The 18,468-nt window shown below is 43.2% G+C and carries 17 protein-coding genes and 1 riboswitch; of the genes, 16 read left to right on the top strand and 1 reads right to left on the bottom strand.

All coding sequences use genetic code 11. The features are described 5' to 3' along the window. Nucleotides 1–197: 197 nt before the first annotated feature. The 9 genes from UB32_RS09065 to UB32_RS09025 all read left to right on the top strand — a co-directional run bounded on the left by UB32_RS09065 (nucleotide 198) and on the right by UB32_RS09025 (nucleotide 11,440). Nucleotides 198–1,400, top strand: a complete 1,203-nt coding sequence (locus tag UB32_RS09065; RefSeq protein ID WP_044393073.1) for a hypothetical protein — start codon at nucleotides 198–200, stop codon at nucleotides 1,398–1,400. Nucleotides 1,401–1,492: 92 nt separating this feature from the next. Next, complete coding sequence (locus UB32_RS09060; protein ID WP_044393071.1) at nucleotides 1,493–2,443, top strand: NAD-dependent epimerase/dehydratase family protein; 951 nt, start codon at nucleotides 1,493–1,495, stop codon at nucleotides 2,441–2,443. Nucleotides 2,444–2,488: 45 nt separating this feature from the next. Continuing rightward, the gene (locus tag UB32_RS09055; protein ID WP_044393080.1) at nucleotides 2,489–3,958 is read left to right on the top strand and encodes an alkaline phosphatase family protein; all 1,470 of its coding nucleotides are present in this window, start codon (nucleotides 2,489–2,491) and stop codon (nucleotides 3,956–3,958) included. Continuing rightward, on the top strand, nucleotides 3,951–4,724 hold the full coding sequence (locus UB32_RS09050; RefSeq protein WP_084221781.1) for a glycosyltransferase family 2 protein: 774 nt from the start codon (nucleotides 3,951–3,953) through the stop codon (nucleotides 4,722–4,724). Before UB32_RS09055 ends, UB32_RS09050 begins: the two co-directional genes overlap by 8 nt. A gap of 50 nt (nucleotides 4,725–4,774) precedes the next feature. Next, entirely contained in the window at nucleotides 4,775–5,527 is a 753-nt protein-coding gene (locus tag UB32_RS09045; RefSeq protein ID WP_044393069.1) for a hypothetical protein, read from the top strand. Nucleotides 5,528–5,562: 35 nt separating this feature from the next. Continuing rightward, a complete protein-coding gene (locus UB32_RS09040) occupies nucleotides 5,563–6,483 on the top strand; it encodes an FTR1 family iron permease (protein ID WP_044393067.1) in 921 nt (306 codons plus the stop codon). Between the two features lie 82 nt (nucleotides 6,484–6,565). Next, nucleotides 6,566–8,026, top strand: coding sequence for a hypothetical protein (locus UB32_RS09035; RefSeq protein WP_084221780.1), 1,461 nt, complete (start codon nucleotides 6,566–6,568; stop codon nucleotides 8,024–8,026). Nucleotides 8,027–8,041: 15 nt separating this feature from the next. Beyond that, on the top strand, nucleotides 8,042–9,814 hold the full coding sequence (gene uvrC / locus UB32_RS09030) for an excinuclease ABC subunit UvrC (protein ID WP_044393066.1): 1,773 nt from the start codon (nucleotides 8,042–8,044) through the stop codon (nucleotides 9,812–9,814). A 69-nt stretch (nucleotides 9,815–9,883) separates the two neighbouring features. Continuing rightward, a riboswitch (Lysine riboswitch) is annotated at nucleotides 9,884–10,060 on the top strand. A 147-nt stretch (nucleotides 10,061–10,207) separates the two neighbouring features. Continuing rightward, nucleotides 10,208–11,440 (top strand): aspartate kinase, encoded by a 1,233-nt coding sequence (locus UB32_RS09025; protein WP_044393065.1) that lies wholly within the window; start codon nucleotides 10,208–10,210, stop codon nucleotides 11,438–11,440. A gap of 188 nt (nucleotides 11,441–11,628) precedes the next feature. On the opposite strand, the gene UB32_RS09020 is transcribed toward UB32_RS09025, so the two are convergent. Continuing rightward, nucleotides 11,629–12,081: a YslB family protein gene (locus UB32_RS09020; protein ID WP_044393063.1), complete on the bottom strand. Its 453-nt coding sequence runs from the start codon at nucleotides 12,079–12,081 to the stop codon at nucleotides 11,629–11,631. Nucleotides 12,082–12,522: 441 nt separating this feature from the next. Between UB32_RS09020 and UB32_RS09015 the strand changes: the two genes are divergently transcribed. The 7 genes from UB32_RS09015 to racE all read left to right on the top strand — a co-directional run bounded on the left by UB32_RS09015 (nucleotide 12,523) and on the right by racE (nucleotide 18,237). Next, entirely contained in the window at nucleotides 12,523–13,131 is a 609-nt protein-coding gene (locus UB32_RS09015; RefSeq protein WP_044393061.1) for a succinate dehydrogenase cytochrome b558 subunit, read from the top strand. A gap of 79 nt (nucleotides 13,132–13,210) precedes the next feature. Further along, a complete protein-coding gene (gene sdhA, locus UB32_RS09010; RefSeq protein WP_044393059.1) occupies nucleotides 13,211–14,968 on the top strand; it encodes a succinate dehydrogenase flavoprotein subunit in 1,758 nt (585 codons plus the stop codon). 6 nt (nucleotides 14,969–14,974) lie between these two features. After that, nucleotides 14,975–15,736 carry a succinate dehydrogenase iron-sulfur subunit gene (gene sdhB / locus UB32_RS09005; RefSeq protein WP_044393057.1) on the top strand — a complete coding sequence of 254 codons (762 nt, stop codon included), beginning with the start codon at nucleotides 14,975–14,977 and terminating at the stop codon, nucleotides 15,734–15,736. 135 nt (nucleotides 15,737–15,871) lie between these two features. Next, the gene (locus UB32_RS09000; RefSeq protein ID WP_044393055.1) at nucleotides 15,872–16,339 is read left to right on the top strand and encodes an acyl-CoA thioesterase; all 468 of its coding nucleotides are present in this window, start codon (nucleotides 15,872–15,874) and stop codon (nucleotides 16,337–16,339) included. 228 nt (nucleotides 16,340–16,567) lie between these two features. Next, nucleotides 16,568–16,792: a helix-turn-helix domain-containing protein gene (locus tag UB32_RS08995; RefSeq protein WP_044393053.1), complete on the top strand. Its 225-nt coding sequence runs from the start codon at nucleotides 16,568–16,570 to the stop codon at nucleotides 16,790–16,792. A 178-nt stretch (nucleotides 16,793–16,970) separates the two neighbouring features. Then, nucleotides 16,971–17,429, top strand: coding sequence for a MarR family winged helix-turn-helix transcriptional regulator (locus UB32_RS08990; protein ID WP_044393051.1), 459 nt, complete (start codon nucleotides 16,971–16,973; stop codon nucleotides 17,427–17,429). A 10-nt stretch (nucleotides 17,430–17,439) separates the two neighbouring features. Next, nucleotides 17,440–18,237: a glutamate racemase gene (gene racE / locus UB32_RS08985; RefSeq protein WP_044393049.1), complete on the top strand. Its 798-nt coding sequence runs from the start codon at nucleotides 17,440–17,442 to the stop codon at nucleotides 18,235–18,237. Nucleotides 18,238–18,468 lie beyond the last annotated feature (231 nt).

Genomic DNA, 18,468 nt, shown 5'->3' with positions numbered 1-18,468 from the left:
CCCATGAAGTCAAAGAACGACTTCACTGGTCGGCCCTCCAGCGCTTGTCGGGGCTGACCAAGGCACTTGCGCTTTTTTTACTAGTTTTCTCAAAAAGTTCATTGACAGTGAAAATCATTCTCGATTATAATAACAAATGTAAATGAAAATCATTATCATTTATGAGGTGAATGATACTACATAGGGGGATTTCAAGCATGAATAAGAAAAAGCACCTGATCACAATCTTTGCAAGTTTTTTAATGGCAAGTACTGTATTGGCGGCTTGCGGAGGAGATCAAACAACAGATAAGCCGGAACAAACGAAACAGGCTGAAACAGAGGGAGATAAGAAAGAAACGAAGGAAGAAGTCGTAACGGGTACAGATGTTGCAAAACAAGTTGCAGCATATACCGATATGATGTCTGAGCTAGCAGTTGCAAAAGATGGTCAGGAAGTGGATTGGGATACTGTCCAACAAAAATACGAGGCAGGTCTTCAAAAAGGAATTGCTGACTTTAATCCTGAGTTTGACCAGGCAATCCAGGCGGCGCTTTCTGCGGGAAAAAACGGAGAAATGGAACCAATTATCGCTGTTCAATTGGCAGATAAGACAACTCAATCTTATTTTTATCAGATCCAAAAGGTCCTGCAACAGGAAGCTGCTGATGCTCTTGGGAATGAGAAACAAAATGAGGTGAATTTTGCATTTGAACAAATCAAATTTCTGGCAGAAAAGATTTTCATTCCGACAGCTGAAAAACGTGATAGCTATTATGAGCTAAGCGGAGATTCAAGTCTTGTCGAGAACGTCAACTCCGGCCTCTCCGCACAGGAAGAAGCAATTGCTGCTGGCAATGTGGAAGATTTCCAGGTTTTTTTACAAGTAACGGATAAGTCAATCTTCAGAAGCTACTATCTCGCGGTAAAATCATATGCTGAGAAAATGGAAGCAGGAGCGAAAGAAGGAAAAGAGAAGCAAGAATTATCCATCATGCAAGCAGAGGCATGGGGATTCTATCAAGCAATCAAAGGATCACTTGGCGGTGGAGATGAAGCAGCCGCAGCTCAGTTAGAAAAGCTGCTAACACTTAACACAACGGATCCGGCCACCATTAAAGCAGCGGAGACAAATGCATTATTCGCAAAGACAATTTCTGGGAAAATTAAAGGGTATTATGAAAAAGCTCCAAAGCTTCTTGCTGAAAAGAATATAGCAGAAGCAAAAGGAAGTGCAATGGAGGGAAATATGTTCCTGAAAATGCTTCAAGGGCAAATGACTGAAAAGTTAGGGGAAGAAAAAACGCAAGCTGCCTTTGCAGAAGCGGAAGCATGGTATAATGCCATTGCGGATAATAAGCCGGAAGATGCAAAAGTAAGTGGCAACGCAGTGATTTCCACAGTGGATAGTCTACTTTAACAAATGGGAGCCGCAGCAATGTGGCTCTATTGCCGTTTTTTTCTAAAAATGATGAGAAAAATGGACTTGTGCTAAGAAAAGAGGGTTAATTAGTGAAAATATTGATCACGGGGGGAGCGGGTTTTATCGGCAGCCATTTTGCAGTGAAAATGCTCAAGGAACAGCATGAAGTGGCGATCATCGATAATTTACACCCCTATTATTCTGTTGAAAGAAAGAAACAGCATCTCCATATAATAAAGGAAGCAGGGGAGTATCCATTTTATCGAAACGATCTTCTTAACCGCGATGAAACGATAAGCTTGATTAAAAAAGTTTCCCCGGATGTCATTGTGCACCTTGCTGCTTTGCCTGGTGTTGCTTATTCCATCCTTCGTCCACTTGAATACATAGATTATGATGTAAAGGCAACCGTTAATGTGCTGGAAGGTGCTGGTCAGGCAGGTGTAAAGCAAGTCTTGTTTGCTTCTTCATCATCTGTTTATGGAATGATGAAAAATAAACCATTTAAAGAAGAAATGGCTTGTGGGAAACCTATCTCTCCTTATGCCGCGTCTAAATATGCTGCTGAATCTTTTTGTCATGTATATGGCCGCCTATATGGAATGGATGTTACAATCCTCAGGTTCTTTACTGTGTACGGTCCATGGGGAAGGCCGGATATGGCGATTGCAAATTTCTTAAAGAAAGCAAAGAACAAGGAAGCGATCACGATTTTTGGAGAAGGTGGAACCCGTGATTATACATATGTTGGGGATATAGTGAATGGCATGGCCCTTGCATTGCAAAAGCTGCAACAAAGCGCTATTCTTAATATCGGTTCTGGAAGGCCAATTTCGATGAATCAGTTATTGGACGAGCTTAAACTGTATTATCCTGATCTAAAGATTCAACGGGAAAATCATCGTGCTGGAGACGTAGATAACACATGGGCAGATATTTCACTGGCACGTGAATTGCTTGGTTATGAACCAGAGACGGATTTTAAACAAGGAATTGCAAAAACAGTGGCATGGGCTGAGCGGTATGCTGACTTCCTTTAAGAAACGCTTTTCGAAAATAGGAATGATAGAAAGGGGCGCTTGATGATGAAAAGTGCTTCAAAATTTGAGAAATTTGCCGCTCGAAGCTGGAATTTACTTAATGAAGGCAAGCCTTTTACGCCGATTTTCACAGTTGGTACGATGGTATTCTTTCATCTCGGAGATTTTGCTGCTGGGATTTCCGATTTTTTGCTTGCGGCCTTAATTGTACTGCCGTTATTCGTCCTGTATTTTGTTTTTGATTTTCCGCTTTTTCTGAGAAACTATTTGTGGATTCCCTTTGTCGTTTTTATCATAGTCTGGCCAGAATTGAATATAAATCTGCTGCTGTTCGCCGCTGGTTTATACTTTTTCTTTACTGTGTTTTTCTGGGGAACGTTTTATTACCATCTCAGAATTGGTACTTCATGGCTTAACTTTTCGAGATTTTGGAAGCTTGTTTTAAAGAATAGTGACTCCACTAGCGGCAATGCTCAGGAACAGCTTCCTAAAATATTTCTGCTGCTCTCTGTTTGGGAACTGTCTTATACTGCAATAGCACGCGAAACGACTGTGCCATTGTTCCATATCGCCTTGTTTTATGGTTTTGTATTGGTGTATACCTTCATTCTCCACAGGTATTTGTTTGATTGGAAACCAAAGGCGTATGACCGGTATACAAAGGATGATGGGCCAGAGGTGCCTGAAAATGGGCTTTCGGATAAGGTGATTGTCATCGTTATTGATGGAATGCGCAAAGAACGCTTTTATGAGGCAAATACCCCTTTTCTCGATCAGATAAAGGAAAACGGGACTGAATATTTAAATATGGAAACAGTGTACCCTGCAAGGACCGTGGTTTGCTTTAGCTCCATGTTCACGGGAACTTATCCATTTGAGCACGGCATTAAATCCAATATGGTCTATAAACTTGGGGTCCACACGGAGACTATTTTTGACTCGCTGAGGAAAGTAGGCAAAAGAGGAAGACTGCTCGGCATTGCCCATCTGGTAGACGCAATGGGAAGCGATGTTGAAACCGTGACGGCTGTGATGCACAAGGATAAGGCTGACACAAACATGCTCGCTCGGGCAAGAAAAATCATCGACGAGCAGGACCCTGACTTGTTTGTCGTGCAAATGATCGGAACAGATCAGGTAGGCCACAGCCGCGGTGTCCTCTACGATGATTATATCGAAAAAATTGAGGAAGCGGACGCACTGATTAAGGAGTTTGTTCAGTGGCTTGAGGCAGAAGGAAAAATGGAGAATACTACGCTTATCGTTTGTGCAGACCATGGTCAGGCAGACGGAATTGGGGGTCATGGCCATCTTGATGAAGGGGAGAGATTTGTTCCATTTTTTATGCATGGTCCGCATATTCTTGAAGGACAAAAAGTCCAGGAAAAGCACAGCCTCGTTTCACTGGCCCCGACGCTTGCTTATCTGATGGGAGCGCCGTATCCAGCTAACAGCAGGGGGAAAGTATTAATCGACGCAATCAAAGCAAGGAAGGAAGAGACTCAAGTTGAATAAAGTGATCGTGTTTTTGCCGGCATATAATGAAGAAGGTTCAATAGCGGAAGTGATTCGCAATATACCGCGCAGTTTTGCCGGTGCTAATCAGGTAGAAGTGCTCGTTATTGATGATGGATCAACCGATGGAACTGCTGCGGAAGCGAAAAAAGCCGGAGCAGATCATATCATCCACTTTGAAGAAAATCGTGGACTCGGTGCTGCCGTCCGAAAAGGATTGCAAGAGTGCTATCAGAGGGGAGCAGATATTGGGGTGATGATCGATGCCGATGGAGAATATCCCGCATGGCAAATTCCGGATATCGTCAAACCAATCATCAATCGAGAAGCTGATTATACGATGGGCTCACGATTTAAGGGTACGATTAAAGGAATGAAATTTCATCGCAGAATAGGGAATTACTTTTTTACTTTTGTGCAAACCATATTATTGAGAAAATGGCTTTTTGACGGACAATCAGGAATGAGAGCATTTTCAAGGCAAGTCTTGAAACATGCGGAAATCATCCATGATTATAATTATGCGCAAGTGTTAACGCTGAATATTGTCCGCAAAGGCTTTACAGTGCTGGAGGTTCCGATCCAATACCGTGTGAGGACAAAAGGCACATCCTTTATTTCGTTCGAAAAATATGTAAAGAATGTCGTGCCTGCCGTCTACCGAGAAATGTCCAGACCGGTAGCAAAGCTAGCTGGAGAAGAGCTTTACGAGCGTAAACGCGGGGAAAATAGCGATCAAAATACGACGGTTATCAATTATGATTGACATTCAGAATGATAATCATTATCATTATCATTGTAGGAGGGAAATACCAAATGAAAAGAGCGATATTTTTTTGTTTTTCATTGATATTGATTCTCAGTAGCATTCCGCAGTCTGCTAACGCATATTCATACGGGGATCCCAATGAAGAAAAAGTTGCAGAGGTTTATAAGGAAATGCAATTGAAACTGGATGAAACCCCTCCGAATTTTTCAGCGGCAAAATCCCTGTTTGAAACAGTAAAGGAAGAAATCGACATGCATATGGGGACCGAGCCTGGAGAAATCATTATCAAAAGCTTGAATGACGAAAACAAAGAAGCTGTCATCGAGAATATGGAAAAACTGCTCGTATTAAATATAGCGAGAAGGCTTGAAAGCATCGAACAGAATTTTGACGAATATGACAACTCGAAAAAACTGCTTGCAAAAGGATTCGCTACCTATCAAACTTTATCGCCAAAAATAGAAGCACAAAATGCTGAAGTGGATCAGCAAATCAAAGCTGATTTTGATGCTGCACTGGAAGCACTAGGGAATCCCGGACTTTTTGGAGTCGGGAAAAAACCATCTAACATCAAAACTTTTCAAGCAAAAAAAGAGGCAATCCTCGATTCCCTGCAAAAGCAATTCAATCTTGCCAGCCTTGAAGTTGGGCACTTTACTGAGAGTGCAACTGACCAAGCAGGAAATGGAAAAAAGGATTGGACGGATTTATCGAATTTTCGCAACTGGATACCAATTGTAATTATCCTGGTAATAATAGCAGCGGCAGTGGCCATCGGCATTAACAGAAGAAAATCATAAATTTTAATGACACCTTGGAGAGGGGAGAAGCGGCAATGGAAGTTCAAGCGCTATTGATTACGTTTCGTGAAGTATTGGAAGCATTGTTAATTATCGGGATTATCACCACCTACTTAAAAAGGATGGATCATTCCAAATATACGAAATATGTATGGCTCGGTGCAGGCCTTGCAGTTCTTGCTAGTATTGGGGTTGCGATTCTGTTCCAGGTTGTGTTTACAGGATTCGCCGCAATGGGCAGTGAAATATACCTAAAAATTGGAATTATGCTTGTTTCCACGCTCCTTCTGACGCAGATGGTGTTTTGGATGGTGAGTCACAGCAAGAATCTGAAAGGCAATATGGAAGGGAAAATGAATAAATTCATTTCGACTGGAAATATTGTCGGCATGGTTATTCACTCCTTCCTCGTTGTCTTGCGTGAAGGAGTCGAGACGGTTTTCTTCTTTGCTGCGATCACCGGCGGAAACATTGGTGCAGCGATGCAGGGATGGGGAGCAATTACCGGAATACTGATCGCTGTAGTCGTTTCTTATATGTTCTTCAAAGGTACAATGAAAGTGAAGCTAAAGACATTTTTCCAGATTACAGGAGCATTCATCATCTTGATTTCTGCCGGTTTGCTTGTACAGGCAATTTCCATGATGCAGGACATTAACTTAATTGGAAGCGTTATGTATCATGTTTACGATCTTACTTGGCTATTGCCAGAACATCCGATTGATTACGCACATTACCTCAGGGACAATGGAGTAGCACCACTTATCTCTGGTGATGTCGGAATCTTCCTGAAGGCATTGTTTGGATACTCATCGATGCCATCCATTGAGGAAGTCATTGCGTATATTGGCTATTTTTCGGCCATTTTGCTGCTGACAACATCACGCAGCTCCAAAAAACAGCAAACAGCTGAAAAACCGTCAGAAGCAAAGCAGGTCAATGCACTGAATCCATAAGCGTAAATCTTCTCTCCCCAAAAAAGTACAGGGATATTCCTTGTACTTTTTTCATACGTAAAATCAAAGTTGGTGTTTGAACATGAATTTCATGAAATTTCACAAAGCGATGTGGATCGGGTTCAGTTCCCTTGCTATCCTTTATGTTTTCTTAAATCAGTTCAGCCATCTGAATCCCTTCGTCTCTTCCTGGGATCAGGTTGATTTTGTCCTTGCGCTGGACCGTTACGATTTAAGAGCAATGCAGCCTCATTTTCCAGGCTATCCTTACTTTATTTTAGCAGGCTTGCTGATGAATAAATGGCTGCAGGATCCAGGACAGGCATTAGTAGCAGTGAATGTACTCGCTTATGCGAGTTCACTTGTACCTGTGTATATACTTGCATCAAGAGTAGTCTCAAAGGAAAGTGCCTATCTGGTCTCAGCCCTCCTTTATACAGCGAGCTATCCGCTGATCATCGTCAATCAGCCGATGTCAGAAGGTGCAGCACTCGCCGGATTCTGGTGGTTCTTCTGGAGCATAGTGGCAGCGGAATCAAAATCTTCAGGAAAATGGCTGCTCCTCCCGCTATTTTTATTCAGTGTGCTACTAGGGATCAGGTTGAGTTATCTTCCGATGGGGATCGGCATCGTCTATTTGTTATACAAAAAATGGAAAGCGCAGGAGCTTCCCTTGCAAAGTGTGATAAAGTTTGTCGTTATCGCCGTCCTGTTTCAGCTGATTTGGGTTGGCGGACTGATCCTAACGGAGGGAAGCATCGTGTCTTTTCTTGAGTTGGCTTTCGGATTCACCGGCGGTCATTTTCAGGAGTGGGGAGGCACCTCAGCGTCGAATGACCTTTCCTTTTTGACAAGGATGAAGGCATTCGTGCTCACCAATATTTTGTGGTGGGGAATATTTTCGCAAACAACTATTTTGATGGTATTATATATAGTTATGGGCAGCATGATTTTCTTGCCAGCTCGCAAAAGCGGGGTTTGGAAGGAGACCACTGTCCAATTGAGTCTATTGCTGCTGCTTGCTTATGGAGGCTGGGCGTTTTTTGCCCAGAATATCGACAAGCCGAGGCATATACTGCCTTTGGCACTGCTGATTGTTTTTTTGGGCTCGCTCTTTTTTTTACGAAAAAGAGCCGGGAAAAGTCCACGCTATTTAGCTATTGGCTTAATCATTGCCCAGGCAATTGTTTCAACTAGCTATGTGCAAAAACAAGCTGAATCATTCCCTGCTGTGTATCAGCTGGCAAATTATCTTCAGGAGCAGCCTGATGGTTTTGTCGTGTATACATGGGAGGAAACAAGGGTGATGCAGTTCCTCGGAATGACTTATCCTCATAAACGAGTTTACACCTATGAGGTTTTTCTTCATGACCAGCAAGTATATGAAGGAAAAACGATTTATGTAACAAACAGTGTGCTAGAAGGGTTTCGCGCTCAGGGTGTCGATCTCGGCGGAAGGCTTGAAGCAGTAAAAACGTTTTCGTCCAACGAAATTTTCGACCCAGTCTATCATGAGATTGTTTTATATAAATGGACACCGTAACAGGAGGTGAATGGCATGAATGAGCAAATCAAGAATAAGCTTGCTTTTCTCCCTGCACAGCCAGGATGTTATTTAATGAAGGACAGGCAGGGAACCATCATTTATGTGGGGAAAGCCAAGATTTTGAAAAACAGAGTGCGCTCGTATTTTACCGGATCGCATGATGGTAAGACGCTAAGACTTGTCAATGAAATCGAGGACTTTGAGTATATTGTCACCTCTTCCGATATGGAAGCATTGCTGCTAGAAATCAATCTGATCAAAAAACATGACCCAAAATACAATGTCATGCTGAAAGATGATAAGAGCTACCCTTTCATCAAGCTGACGGCAGAGCGGCATCCAAAGCTGATCATTACCCGCAAAGTTAAGAAAGACAGCGGCAAATATTTTGGGCCATATCCGAATGTCCAGGCAGCCAATGAGACGAAGAGACTGCTCGATAGAATATACCCGCTCAGGAAGTGCTCGACGCTGCCGGACCGCGTCTGTCTCTATTACCATTTGGGCCAGTGTCTGGCACCATGCGTCAAGGATATCAGCAAAGAAGAGTACAAACAAATTACGGATGATATCACGAAATTTTTGAATGGCGGTTACAAGCAAGTTAAACTTGATTTGACAGAAAAGATGGCTGCAGCTGCAGAAGAACTTGACTTTGAGAGGGCAAAGGAGTTTCGCGACAGGATTGCTCATATTGAAGCAACAATGGAAAAGCAAAAGATGACAACGACAGACTTTACCGACCGGGATGTGTTTGGTTATGCTGTCGATAAAGGCTGGATGTGTGTTCAGGTTTTTTTTATCCGCCAGGGAAAATTAATAGAACGGGAAGTTTCGATGTTCCCGATCTACAACGAACCTGAAGAGGACATTCTCACCTATCTCGGACAGTTTTATGCGAAAAATGAACATTTCAAGCCAAAGGAAATTTTGGTGCCAGAAAGCGTCGATCTCGAGCTGGCTGAAGGTTTGCTAGGCGTAAAAGTCCTCAAGCCCCAGCGCGGCAAAAAAAAGGAGCTAGTCCATTTGGCTTCAAAAAATGCAAAGATAGCCCTGCAGGAAAAGTTTTCGCTGATCGAGCGCAATGAAGAAAGAACGATCAACGCAGTCGAGAACCTTGGCAAACAAATGGGGATTTATACACCGTATCGGATCGAATCATTTGATAACTCCAATATCCAGGGGACCGACCCAGTTTCAGCGATGATCGTATTTATCGATGGGAAGCCTGAGAAAAGGGAATATCGGAAATATAAAATCAAATCAGTGAAAGGGCCAGATGACTACGAGTCGATGAGGGAAGTCGTTCGCCGCCGGTATACTCGAGTGTTGAGAGAGGGATTGCCTCTGCCTGATTTGATCCTTATTGATGGCGGGAAAGGACAGATCGATTCCGCCCGGGATGTCCTTGAGAATGAGTTAGGTCTTGATATCCCGATTGCCGGTCTGGCCAAGGATGATAAACACCGGACTTCCCAGCTGCTTTATGGCAACCCGTTGCAAGTAATCGAATTGCCGCGGAACAGCCAGGAATTTTACTTGCTGCAAAGGATTCAGGATGAGGTGCACCGTTTTGCTATTACCTTCCATCGCCAGCTGAGGGGGAAGAGTGCCTTCCAGTCCATCCTTGATAATATTGACGGCATTGGAGAGAAACGCAAGAAAGCACTTTTGAAGCACTTTGGTTCAGTGAAGAAAATGCGCGAAGCTACGGTGGAAGACTTAAGTACAGCTGGATTGCCGGCGAATATCGCACGGGAACTATACCAGAAATTGCAGGATTAAGGTAGCAATCTCGTTTGTTGTATGCTATAATGATAAAAATTTCATATTGCTATCACTTTAGAGTAATAAAGTGTAGATAGAGGTGCAAGTTTCAAAAGTAAAAGTCCGGAGAATGATCGGATTCGAGGAAGGCTTTGAAAGGGGATGCTTGCCGAAGTGGGGAGATGCCTATCGATTTTCCTGCTGGTCCTTCGTTGAATAAACGCAGGATTGTCAAGATTGCCATCTTGGAGTGCTATCTCATGTTGCAGCGTATATACACGTTTATCAAGCAATGGGAGCCACTTCCATTGCTTTTTTTGTTTTTCCGCACTTTTTTAAGGGATATACATATGCGGAGAAACCATGGAGTTCTTACAAGGCAAAATAAAGAGGAAGAGGCAGGGGAAACTTATGGGATTAATTGTTCAAAAATTTGGTGGTACATCGGTTGGCAGTGTGGAGAAGATCAGGAATGCTGCCTCACGAACAGCAGAAGAATGGAAGAATGGCAATCAAGTCGTGGTAGTGGTTTCGGCAATGGGCAAGACGACCGACCATCTTGTCGACATGGCGAACGAGATTTCCGAGGCACCATCCAAGAGGGAAATGGATATGCTTTTGACGACTGGCGAGCAAATCACCATTGCGCTTTATGCGATGGCGCTTGCACAGAACGGCATTGAGGCCATTTCTTTTACGGGTTGGCAAGCGGGTGTTAAGACCGAAGCCATCCATGGAAACGCTCGGATAATTGACATCGAAACAGACAGAATTTCGAAAGAGTTGTCAGCTGGAAAGGTAGTCATTGTTGCTGGATTCCAGGGTGTAACAGCTGATGGGGATATCACTACACTTGGACGCGGTGGCTCAGATACAACTGCCGTCGCACTAGCAGCTGCTTTGAAGGCAGATAAATGCGATATTTATACAGACGTGACTGGGGTATTCACCACAGATCCAAGAATAGTGAAAAGCGCTAGAAAGTTACTGAACGTTTCTTATGATGAAATGCTTGAGCTTGCGAACTTAGGAGCAGGGGTGCTTCATCCACGTGCAGTCGAATTCGCTAAAAATTACGGACTGCGGCTGGAAGTAAGATCCAGCATGGAAAAAGAAAGCGGCACGATTATCGAGGAGGAAAATGAAATGGAGCAAAATCTAATTGTACGCGGAGTAGCATTTGAAGACCAGATCACAAGAGTATCCGTACTTGGAGTTAGCACTTCCTTAAAAGGGCTATCTACGATTTTTTCAACACTCGCCCAAAACCACATCAACGTAGACATCATTGTTCAGAGCCGTACAGAGGCTGGCGCGGCCAATATTTCTTTCTCCATCAAGAGCACTAATCTTCCAGAAACACTTGACGTATTGGAGAGCAATAAAGAATCATTGAATTACCAATCAATCGAATCGGAAACAGGCCTTGCAAAGGTATCGATCGTAGGGTCGGGAATGGTCTCCAATCCAGGAGTGGCCGCGAAGATGTTTGAAGTCCTTGAAGAAAACGGCATTCAGGTGAAAATGGTCAGCACATCAGAAATCAAAGTTTCCACCGTTGTCCCTGAAAAACAGATGGTAAATGCCGTTGAATCACTGCATGAAGCATTCGAGCTGTTTTCAGGAACAGTTAAGACGAACTAAATAATCTATTGAAGCTTTCCGGGACATCTAGGAAAGCTTTTTTATATGCTGTTATGCGACCGTAAATGGAAAAGTAAAAGTTTATGGTCACTTTAGAAGGGATAATGTGCGATAAGAGGAAAACCTAAGAATTTATGGCCACATGAAAAGGGAAGGCACAGCATCGGTTTCGCTGTGCCCTCTCCTATTTATTCAATAATATCAGTCTTATCCCACTTGATTGTAAACTGAACTTTGAATGATTTCTTATTCGGGTGCTCGAAGGCTTCGGCTGTCACCTTTTTTTGATATTCTATTTGTTGGGCGATGAAGCCGGCTTCGAGCTGGAAAGTGGAATTTTGGTTTTGATTCAGTCTCGAGGAAATCAGTTCGCTGCTGAGTTCCAACAGCATTTCTCTTTTAGATTCTTCTTTGACGGTTAGGAGGCCCCAGCTGGCGTCCTGGAAAAATTGGACCGTCTCCTCCATGCTTGTTAATGGATATTTCCTAGCGAGCCGCTTTCCGGCCCAGTAAAGGATTTCGGGTTTGTCTTTGCCGAGCAACTCATTCAATAGATCTTCCCTGACCAAATCGTATCCAAATGCTGAAACAGCAAGTGGACTGCGTTCCTTTTTCTGCCCAGGAGTTGTAGTTTCGCTCATGTTCTCCCCTCTTTCTATTATTCTATTATAAACAATTTACCGAAAAAATAACCGGAGTTGACGAAAATTTCATTTCGTAAAAAATGGTTTCTTGTATTTTAATTCCACACTGAACCGATACACTATCTTGAAAATCCAAAAAAATTTTTTCCTCTTTGGTTTCAAAGGGCGATAGTGCTATTTTAATATAACCTTTCATGCATTGGAATAAATAAGAAAAGGACATTTTTATAATATTAATATATTTTTAAAATTTTACTTAAATAAGCATTTTTATGTATACGTTTTCTTGACGCTCTAATATGATGGGAGTAAAATGAACATGTCACATAATTGTAAAAAATGCTTATATTTGATGTTTGGCGACATCAATCTGTTAGTTTCATAGGGATGGGGAGAGCAGGCCAAAACATCAAGGCAAAATTCAAGGGGGGTATACATATGGCGGGTAGACAAGAGTTTTATTGGCGGAGGCTGCATTCATTGCTGGGTGTTATTCCGGTCGGTCTTTTCCTCACACAGCATCTTGTAGTCAACAACTTTGCAACTAGGGGAGAGGAATCATTTAACAGTGCAGCACATTTCATGGAGTTGTTGCCTTTCAGGTATTTTCTAGAAATATTCATTATCTTCTTACCATTATTATTTCATGCAATCTACGGTCTTTATATTGCTTTTACCGCTAAGAACAATATAGGCCAATATGGTTATTTCAGAAACTGGATGTTCATGCTTCAGCGTGTTTCTGGAGTTATTACATTGATTTTCGTAGCTTGGCATGTATGGGAAACGCGTATTGCCGCAGCGTTCGGTGCAGCAGTCAACTTCCAGATGATGGAGGCGATTCTGTCCAGTCCCTTCATGCTTTGGTTCTATTTAATTGGTGTCATTTCTACTACTTTCCACTTTGCGAACGGATTATGGTCCTTTTTCGTCAGCTGGGGCATCACTGTAACACCGCGCTCACAGGTGATTTCCACCTATATCTCAATCGGTGTATTCATTGCGCTTTCCATTGTCGGAGTCAGCGCAATTCTCGCATTTGTATAAGAGGAGTTTCCGCAGCCAACAAAGATTTACGAATGAACTTAATAGAAAGACAGACTTGGATTTAAGGGAGTGAGTCACGATGAGTAAAGGTAAGGTAATTGTAGTCGGTGGCGGTTTGGCTGGCTTAATGGCTACTATAAAAGTTGCAGAAACAGGAACTCCTGTTGAACTGTTTTCTCTTGTACCGGTAAAACGTTCCCACTCTGTATGCGCACAGGGAGGAATTAACGGTGCAGTAAATACAAAGGGTGAAGGTGACTCTCCATGGGAGCACTTTGATGATACAGTATACGGTGGAGACTTCCTGGCAAACCAGCCTCCTGTAAAAGCGATGGCGGAAGCAGCACCTGGAATCATCCACCTACTAGACCGTATGGGTGTTATGTTCAACCGAACACCTGAAGGATTGCTGGACTTCCGCCGTTTCGGAGGTACCCAGTATCACCGGACAGCATTTGCTGGAGCGACAACAGGCCAGCAGCTTTTATACGCATTGGATGAGCAGGTTCGCCGCCATGAAGTTTCTGGTTTGGTCACCAAGTTCGAAGGATGGGAATTCCTTGGAATAATTAAGGATGAAGAAGGGATTTGCCGCGGAATTGTAGCGCAGAACCTAACTTCGATGGAAATCAAATCATTTGCTTCAGATGCTGTCATCATGGCAACTGGAGGCCCAGGCATCATTTTCGGGAAAACAACAAACTCGGTTATCAATACAGGTTCAGCCGCTGCGATCGTGTACCAGCAGGGTGGTTATTACGCAAACGGCGAATTCATCCAAATCCACCCAACAGCAATTCCTGGTGATGACAAACTTCGCCTGATGAGTGAATCTGCCCGCGGTGAAGGAGGACGAGTCTGGACCTATAAGGATGGCAAACCTTGGTACTTTTTGGAAGAGAAATATCCTGCATATGGAAACCTTGTACCGCGTGATATCGCAACGCGGGAAATTTTCGATGTGTGCGTAAGCCAGAAACTTGGCATCAACGGCGAGAACATGGTGTATCTTGACCTTTCACATAAGGATCCTAAAGAGCTTGATATCAAGCTGGGCGGAATTATTGAAATCTATGAAAAATTCATGGGTGATGACCCGAGAAAAGTTCCAATGAAAATCTTCCCGGCTGTACATTATTCTATGGGCGGCCTATGGGTTGACTACGATCAAATGACCAATATTCCAGGCCTGTTTGCGGCCGGGGAAGTAGACTACTCCCAGCATGGTGCGAATCGTCTAGGCGCTAACTCATTATTGTCGGCAATATACGGCGGAATGATTGCAGGTCCAAACGCAATCCGATACATCAGCGGCCTTGAAAAGAGCGTTGATGCTATTTCTTCCGTACTGTTTGAGGATGCTGTCAAGATGGAACAGGAGAAATGGAACAATGTCATGTCATTGGATGGCACTGAAAATGCATACGTTCTTCACAAAGAGCTTGGCGAATGGATGACAGACAATGTCACAGTTGTCCGATACAATGACAGACTGAAAAAGACCGATGAAAAAATCGTGGAGCTGTTGGAGCGATACAAACATATCAATATCAATGATACGGCAAAATGGAGCAACCAGGGTGCGGTATTCACACGCCAGCTTCAAAACATGCTTCAGCTTGCACGCGTGATTACGATTGGTGCATATAACCGCAATGAAAGCCGTGGAGCCCACTATAAGCCGGACTTCCCTAACCGTAATGATGAGGAGTTCCTGAAGACGACTATGGCTAAGTTTGTTGATGCAAATTCAGCGCCGGCTTTCCAATATGAAGACGTTGACGTTTCCTTAATCAAACCGCGTAAGCGCGATTATTCCAAGAAGAAAGGGGAGTAAGAAGGTATGTCAGAGAAAAAAACTGTCCGATTTATCATCAGCCGCCAGGATACTCCTGATTCAGCCCCTTATCAGGAAGAATTTGAACTTGATTACCGTCCTAATATGAATGTCATTTCCGCTTTGATGGAAATCCGCCGGAACCCGGTTAATGCTAAAGGGGAGGCGACTACACCAATTGCTTGGGATATGAACTGTCTAGAAGAAGTATGCGGTGCATGCTCAATGGTTATTAATGGGCGTCCGCGTCAGTCGTGTTCGGCGCTGATTGACCAGCTTGAGCAGCCGGTCAGACTGGAGCCGATGAGAACCTTCCCAATTGTCCGTGACCTTCAGGTTGACCGCAGCCGGATGTTTGACTCATTGAAACGGGTAAAGGCATGGATTCCAATTGATGGAACGTACGATCTTGGCCCAGGACCTCGGATGCCAGAGAAAAAACGTCAGTGGGCATATGAGCTTTCAAAATGTATGACTTGCGGTGTTTGCTTAGAGGCTTGCCCAAATGTAAACAGCAAATCAAATTTCATTGGACCACAGTCCTTGTCCCAGGTCCGTCTGTTCAATGCGCATCCTACAGGTGAATTAAATAAAGGCGAGCGTCTTGAAACCATCATGGGAGACGGTGGGCTTGCAAACTGCGGTAACTCACAGAATTGTGTTCAGTCCTGTCCTAAAGGCATACCTTTAACTACATCCATTGCTGCCTTGAACCGTGATACAACCTTCCAATCGTTCAAGAACTTCTTCGGAAGCGACCAAGTGTAAGAAATACGCTGGACAATTTTCGAAGGGAAAATCTATTAGTTTTTATTAGAAAGAAAGGCCTCCTTTTCCTCATGAGAAGGAGGCTTTTCCAATCATTCTCTGAATGAATAACCATTATTTTCAGGAGGTTTTAAATTGAAGAAGATGGAATACATTGACGAAATTTCCAGCTGGGAAAAGGAATTTGATTTTTTTTACCAAGTGAAGGTCCGCTTTTCAGAAACAGATATGTTCGGTCATTTAAATAACACCGTTCCGTTTGTCTATTTTGAACAAGCGAGAATTGAATATTTCAAGAGTCATGGGTTTATGCAGGACTGGTTAAAGCCTGAAAATCAAACAATCCCGGTTGTAGCGGATCTCCAATGTGATTATCTAAGCCAAATCTTTTTTGATGAAGACTTGAAAATTTTTGTCAAAGCGAATTCTGTCGGCAATTCCTCTGTAGATTTACATTATATGGTCAAAAAAGCCGATGGTTCGATTTGTCTTGCTGGCAGGGGGGCGATGGTTCAAATTTCCAAAAAGACAGGAAAGGGTGAGTCATGGACGGAGGAAATGAGGGAGCGGTTTTTAATAAGAAAAAACTCCACGGTTCAATGATATCGGGTGAAATCAACTCCGTTGGTTTTCTTCAAAAAGGGCCGGCAGCTCAATGGACGATCGTGACTACAAAAGAGAATGAACCGGAAAGTTAGCCCATTTTTAAAAATTGGCCTGACGTCCCTTAAATATTGTCACTCCACTACTTTCCTTCACATATGATATTTTGACTAAATTTATACCCACCCCGCAGTTCACAGCTGGCGAAGGCAAGGAGGGTTACAATACTTGAAGGATAATGAATATGCTCACAAGCCACTACTCACTAAACGTGAAAGAGAGGTTTTCGAACTGTTAGTACAAGACAAAACAACAAAAGAGATTGCTAGTGAATTATTTATCAGCGAAAAAACAGTTCGGAACCATATTTCAAATGCCATGCAAAAGCTTGGTGTAAAAGGGCGCTCCCAAGCTGTTGTAGAGCTCCTGCGAATGGGAGAACTAGAACTTTAATCATGACCGGCCAACCCTAAATGGTGGGCCGGTTAAGATGTTTATAGGGGGAAAACAGGCGGAAATCGGAATTCTATCTTGAAATTTGTGCGGAAAAAGTAGAAAATAAGGGCAATAGTAAATTTCATCTCTGCTTGGATACCATAAGAGAACTAGATACTTTTTAGGAGTGTTTCTAATGAAACCTGTAGGGGCGGATAAAAATCAAGGGCTGGAGACAGTTGCTAAAATTGAAAAGGATTTAAGGTACATATCAGGAATTATAAAGCAGAAGGGTCGGGAAATTCTTAGCCATTACACGATTACACCCCCTCAGTTCATTGCTTTGCAATGGCTGTTTGAAGATGGGGATATGACGATCGGGGAATTGTCGAACAAGATGTTTCTCGCCTGCAGCACGACGACGGATCTCGTTGACAGAATGGAAAAAAATCAGCTCGTTGTTAGGGTTAAGGACCCGAATGACAGGCGTGTAGTGCGCATCCATCTTCTCGACGAAGGGGAAAGGATCATCGATGAGGTGATTAAGAAACGACAGCTGTACCTTCAGGAGGTTTTGAAGGATTTCTCCGATAACGAAATCGGATCGCTTAGGGAACGCCTGTCAAAATTACATCAAGAAATGCGTGGAGAATGAGGCGAGTTTTTTGAATCGATCAATTGGAATCATTGATTCAGGAGTAGGCGGGTTAACTGTTGCCAAGGAGGTAATGAGGCAGCTACCTTACGAACAGATCATCTATGTCGGTGATACGGCTCGTTGCCCCTACGGACCAAGGCCAGTCGAAGAAGTGAAAAAATTCACTTGGCAAATGACCCAGTTCCTGCTTCAGAAAAATATTAAAATGCTTGTCATTGCATGTAATACAGCGACAGCAGTGGTTTTGGAGGAGATCAGGGAAGAGCTTTCCATTCCTGTATTGGGGGTCATCCAGCCGGGTGCAAGAACAGCCATCAAGGTAACGGAAAATTACAAGATCGGGATTATCGGCACGGAAGGCACAGTGAAAAGCCAGGCGTATGAGCATGCTTTGAAATCGATCAACCGAAAGACTAAGATTGAAGCACTCGCCTGTCCAAAATTCGTACCGCTGGTAGAGAGTGGAGAATTTGATGGCCATGTTGCCAAGAAAGTTGTAACGGAAACGCTGAAACCATTGCTGGGACAAGGACTCGACACATTGATTCTCGGCTGCACCCACTATCCATTGCTTGAGCCGCTGATCAAAGAAGTAATGGGAGCGGAAGTGAAGGTCATCAGTTCAGGGGAAGAAACAGCAAGGGAAATAAGTACGATCCTTGGCCACAATGATATGTTTGCCGATCGTGACGAGCTGCCTGAGCATTCTTTTTACATGACGGGGTCCAAGAAAATCTTTACTACGATCGCTTCACAATGGCTTGAAAGACCAATCGAGATTGCAGAGAAAATCAAATTAGGATGATGATCGAGACCTCTAGTGATGGAGGTCTTTTTAGCTAGAATAAGAAAGCATAAATTCACTTCGAGAAAAAGGGAATTATCTACTAGATAATGTTACCATTTCACATTGCATATTCCCTAAATCTCACTTCAGAAGTTGACCAAACAGATTTTGATAATGCTTTAACGGATTTCCGAAAGAAGTCTCCCATTCTCAAGGAATGGGAAGGGCTAAAGCCCAATGAGTAGGTGG

The sequence above is a fragment of the Mesobacillus subterraneus genome (genome assembly GCF_000934845.1).
GTDB lineage: Bacteria > Bacillota > Bacilli > Bacillales > Cytobacillaceae > Mesobacillus > Mesobacillus stamsii.
The sequence above is the reverse complement of the archived record's forward strand: the minus strand, read 5'-3'. Positions and strand labels throughout refer to the sequence as shown.

Bases quoted from the DNA above. Each gene is read 5' to 3' on its own strand.
- UB32_RS09065 (WP_044393073.1), top strand. From the start codon at position 198: ATGAATAAGAAAAAGCACCTGATCACAATCTTTGCAAGTTTTTTAATG.
- UB32_RS09055 (WP_044393080.1), top strand. From the start codon at position 2,489: ATGAAAAGTGCTTCAAAATTTGAGAAATTTGCCGCTCGAAGCTGGAAT.
- UB32_RS09045 (WP_044393069.1), top strand. From the start codon at position 4,775: ATGAAAAGAGCGATATTTTTTTGTTTTTCATTGATATTGATTCTCAGT.
- UB32_RS09040 (WP_044393067.1), top strand. From the start codon at position 5,563: ATGGAAGTTCAAGCGCTATTGATTACGTTTCGTGAAGTATTGGAAGCA.
- UB32_RS09035 (WP_084221780.1), top strand. From the start codon at position 6,566: ATGAATTTCATGAAATTTCACAAAGCGATGTGGATCGGGTTCAGTTCC.
- uvrC (WP_044393066.1), top strand. From the start codon at position 8,042: ATGAATGAGCAAATCAAGAATAAGCTTGCTTTTCTCCCTGCACAGCCA.
- UB32_RS09025 (WP_044393065.1), top strand. From the start codon at position 10,208: ATGGGATTAATTGTTCAAAAATTTGGTGGTACATCGGTTGGCAGTGTG.
- UB32_RS09020 (WP_044393063.1), bottom strand. From the start codon at position 12,081: ATGAGCGAAACTACAACTCCTGGGCAGAAAAAGGAACGCAGTCCACTT.
- UB32_RS09015 (WP_044393061.1), top strand. From the start codon at position 12,523: ATGGCGGGTAGACAAGAGTTTTATTGGCGGAGGCTGCATTCATTGCTG.
- sdhA (WP_044393059.1), top strand. From the start codon at position 13,211: ATGAGTAAAGGTAAGGTAATTGTAGTCGGTGGCGGTTTGGCTGGCTTA.
- sdhB (WP_044393057.1), top strand. From the start codon at position 14,975: ATGTCAGAGAAAAAAACTGTCCGATTTATCATCAGCCGCCAGGATACT.
- UB32_RS08990 (WP_044393051.1), top strand. From the start codon at position 16,971: ATGAAACCTGTAGGGGCGGATAAAAATCAAGGGCTGGAGACAGTTGCT.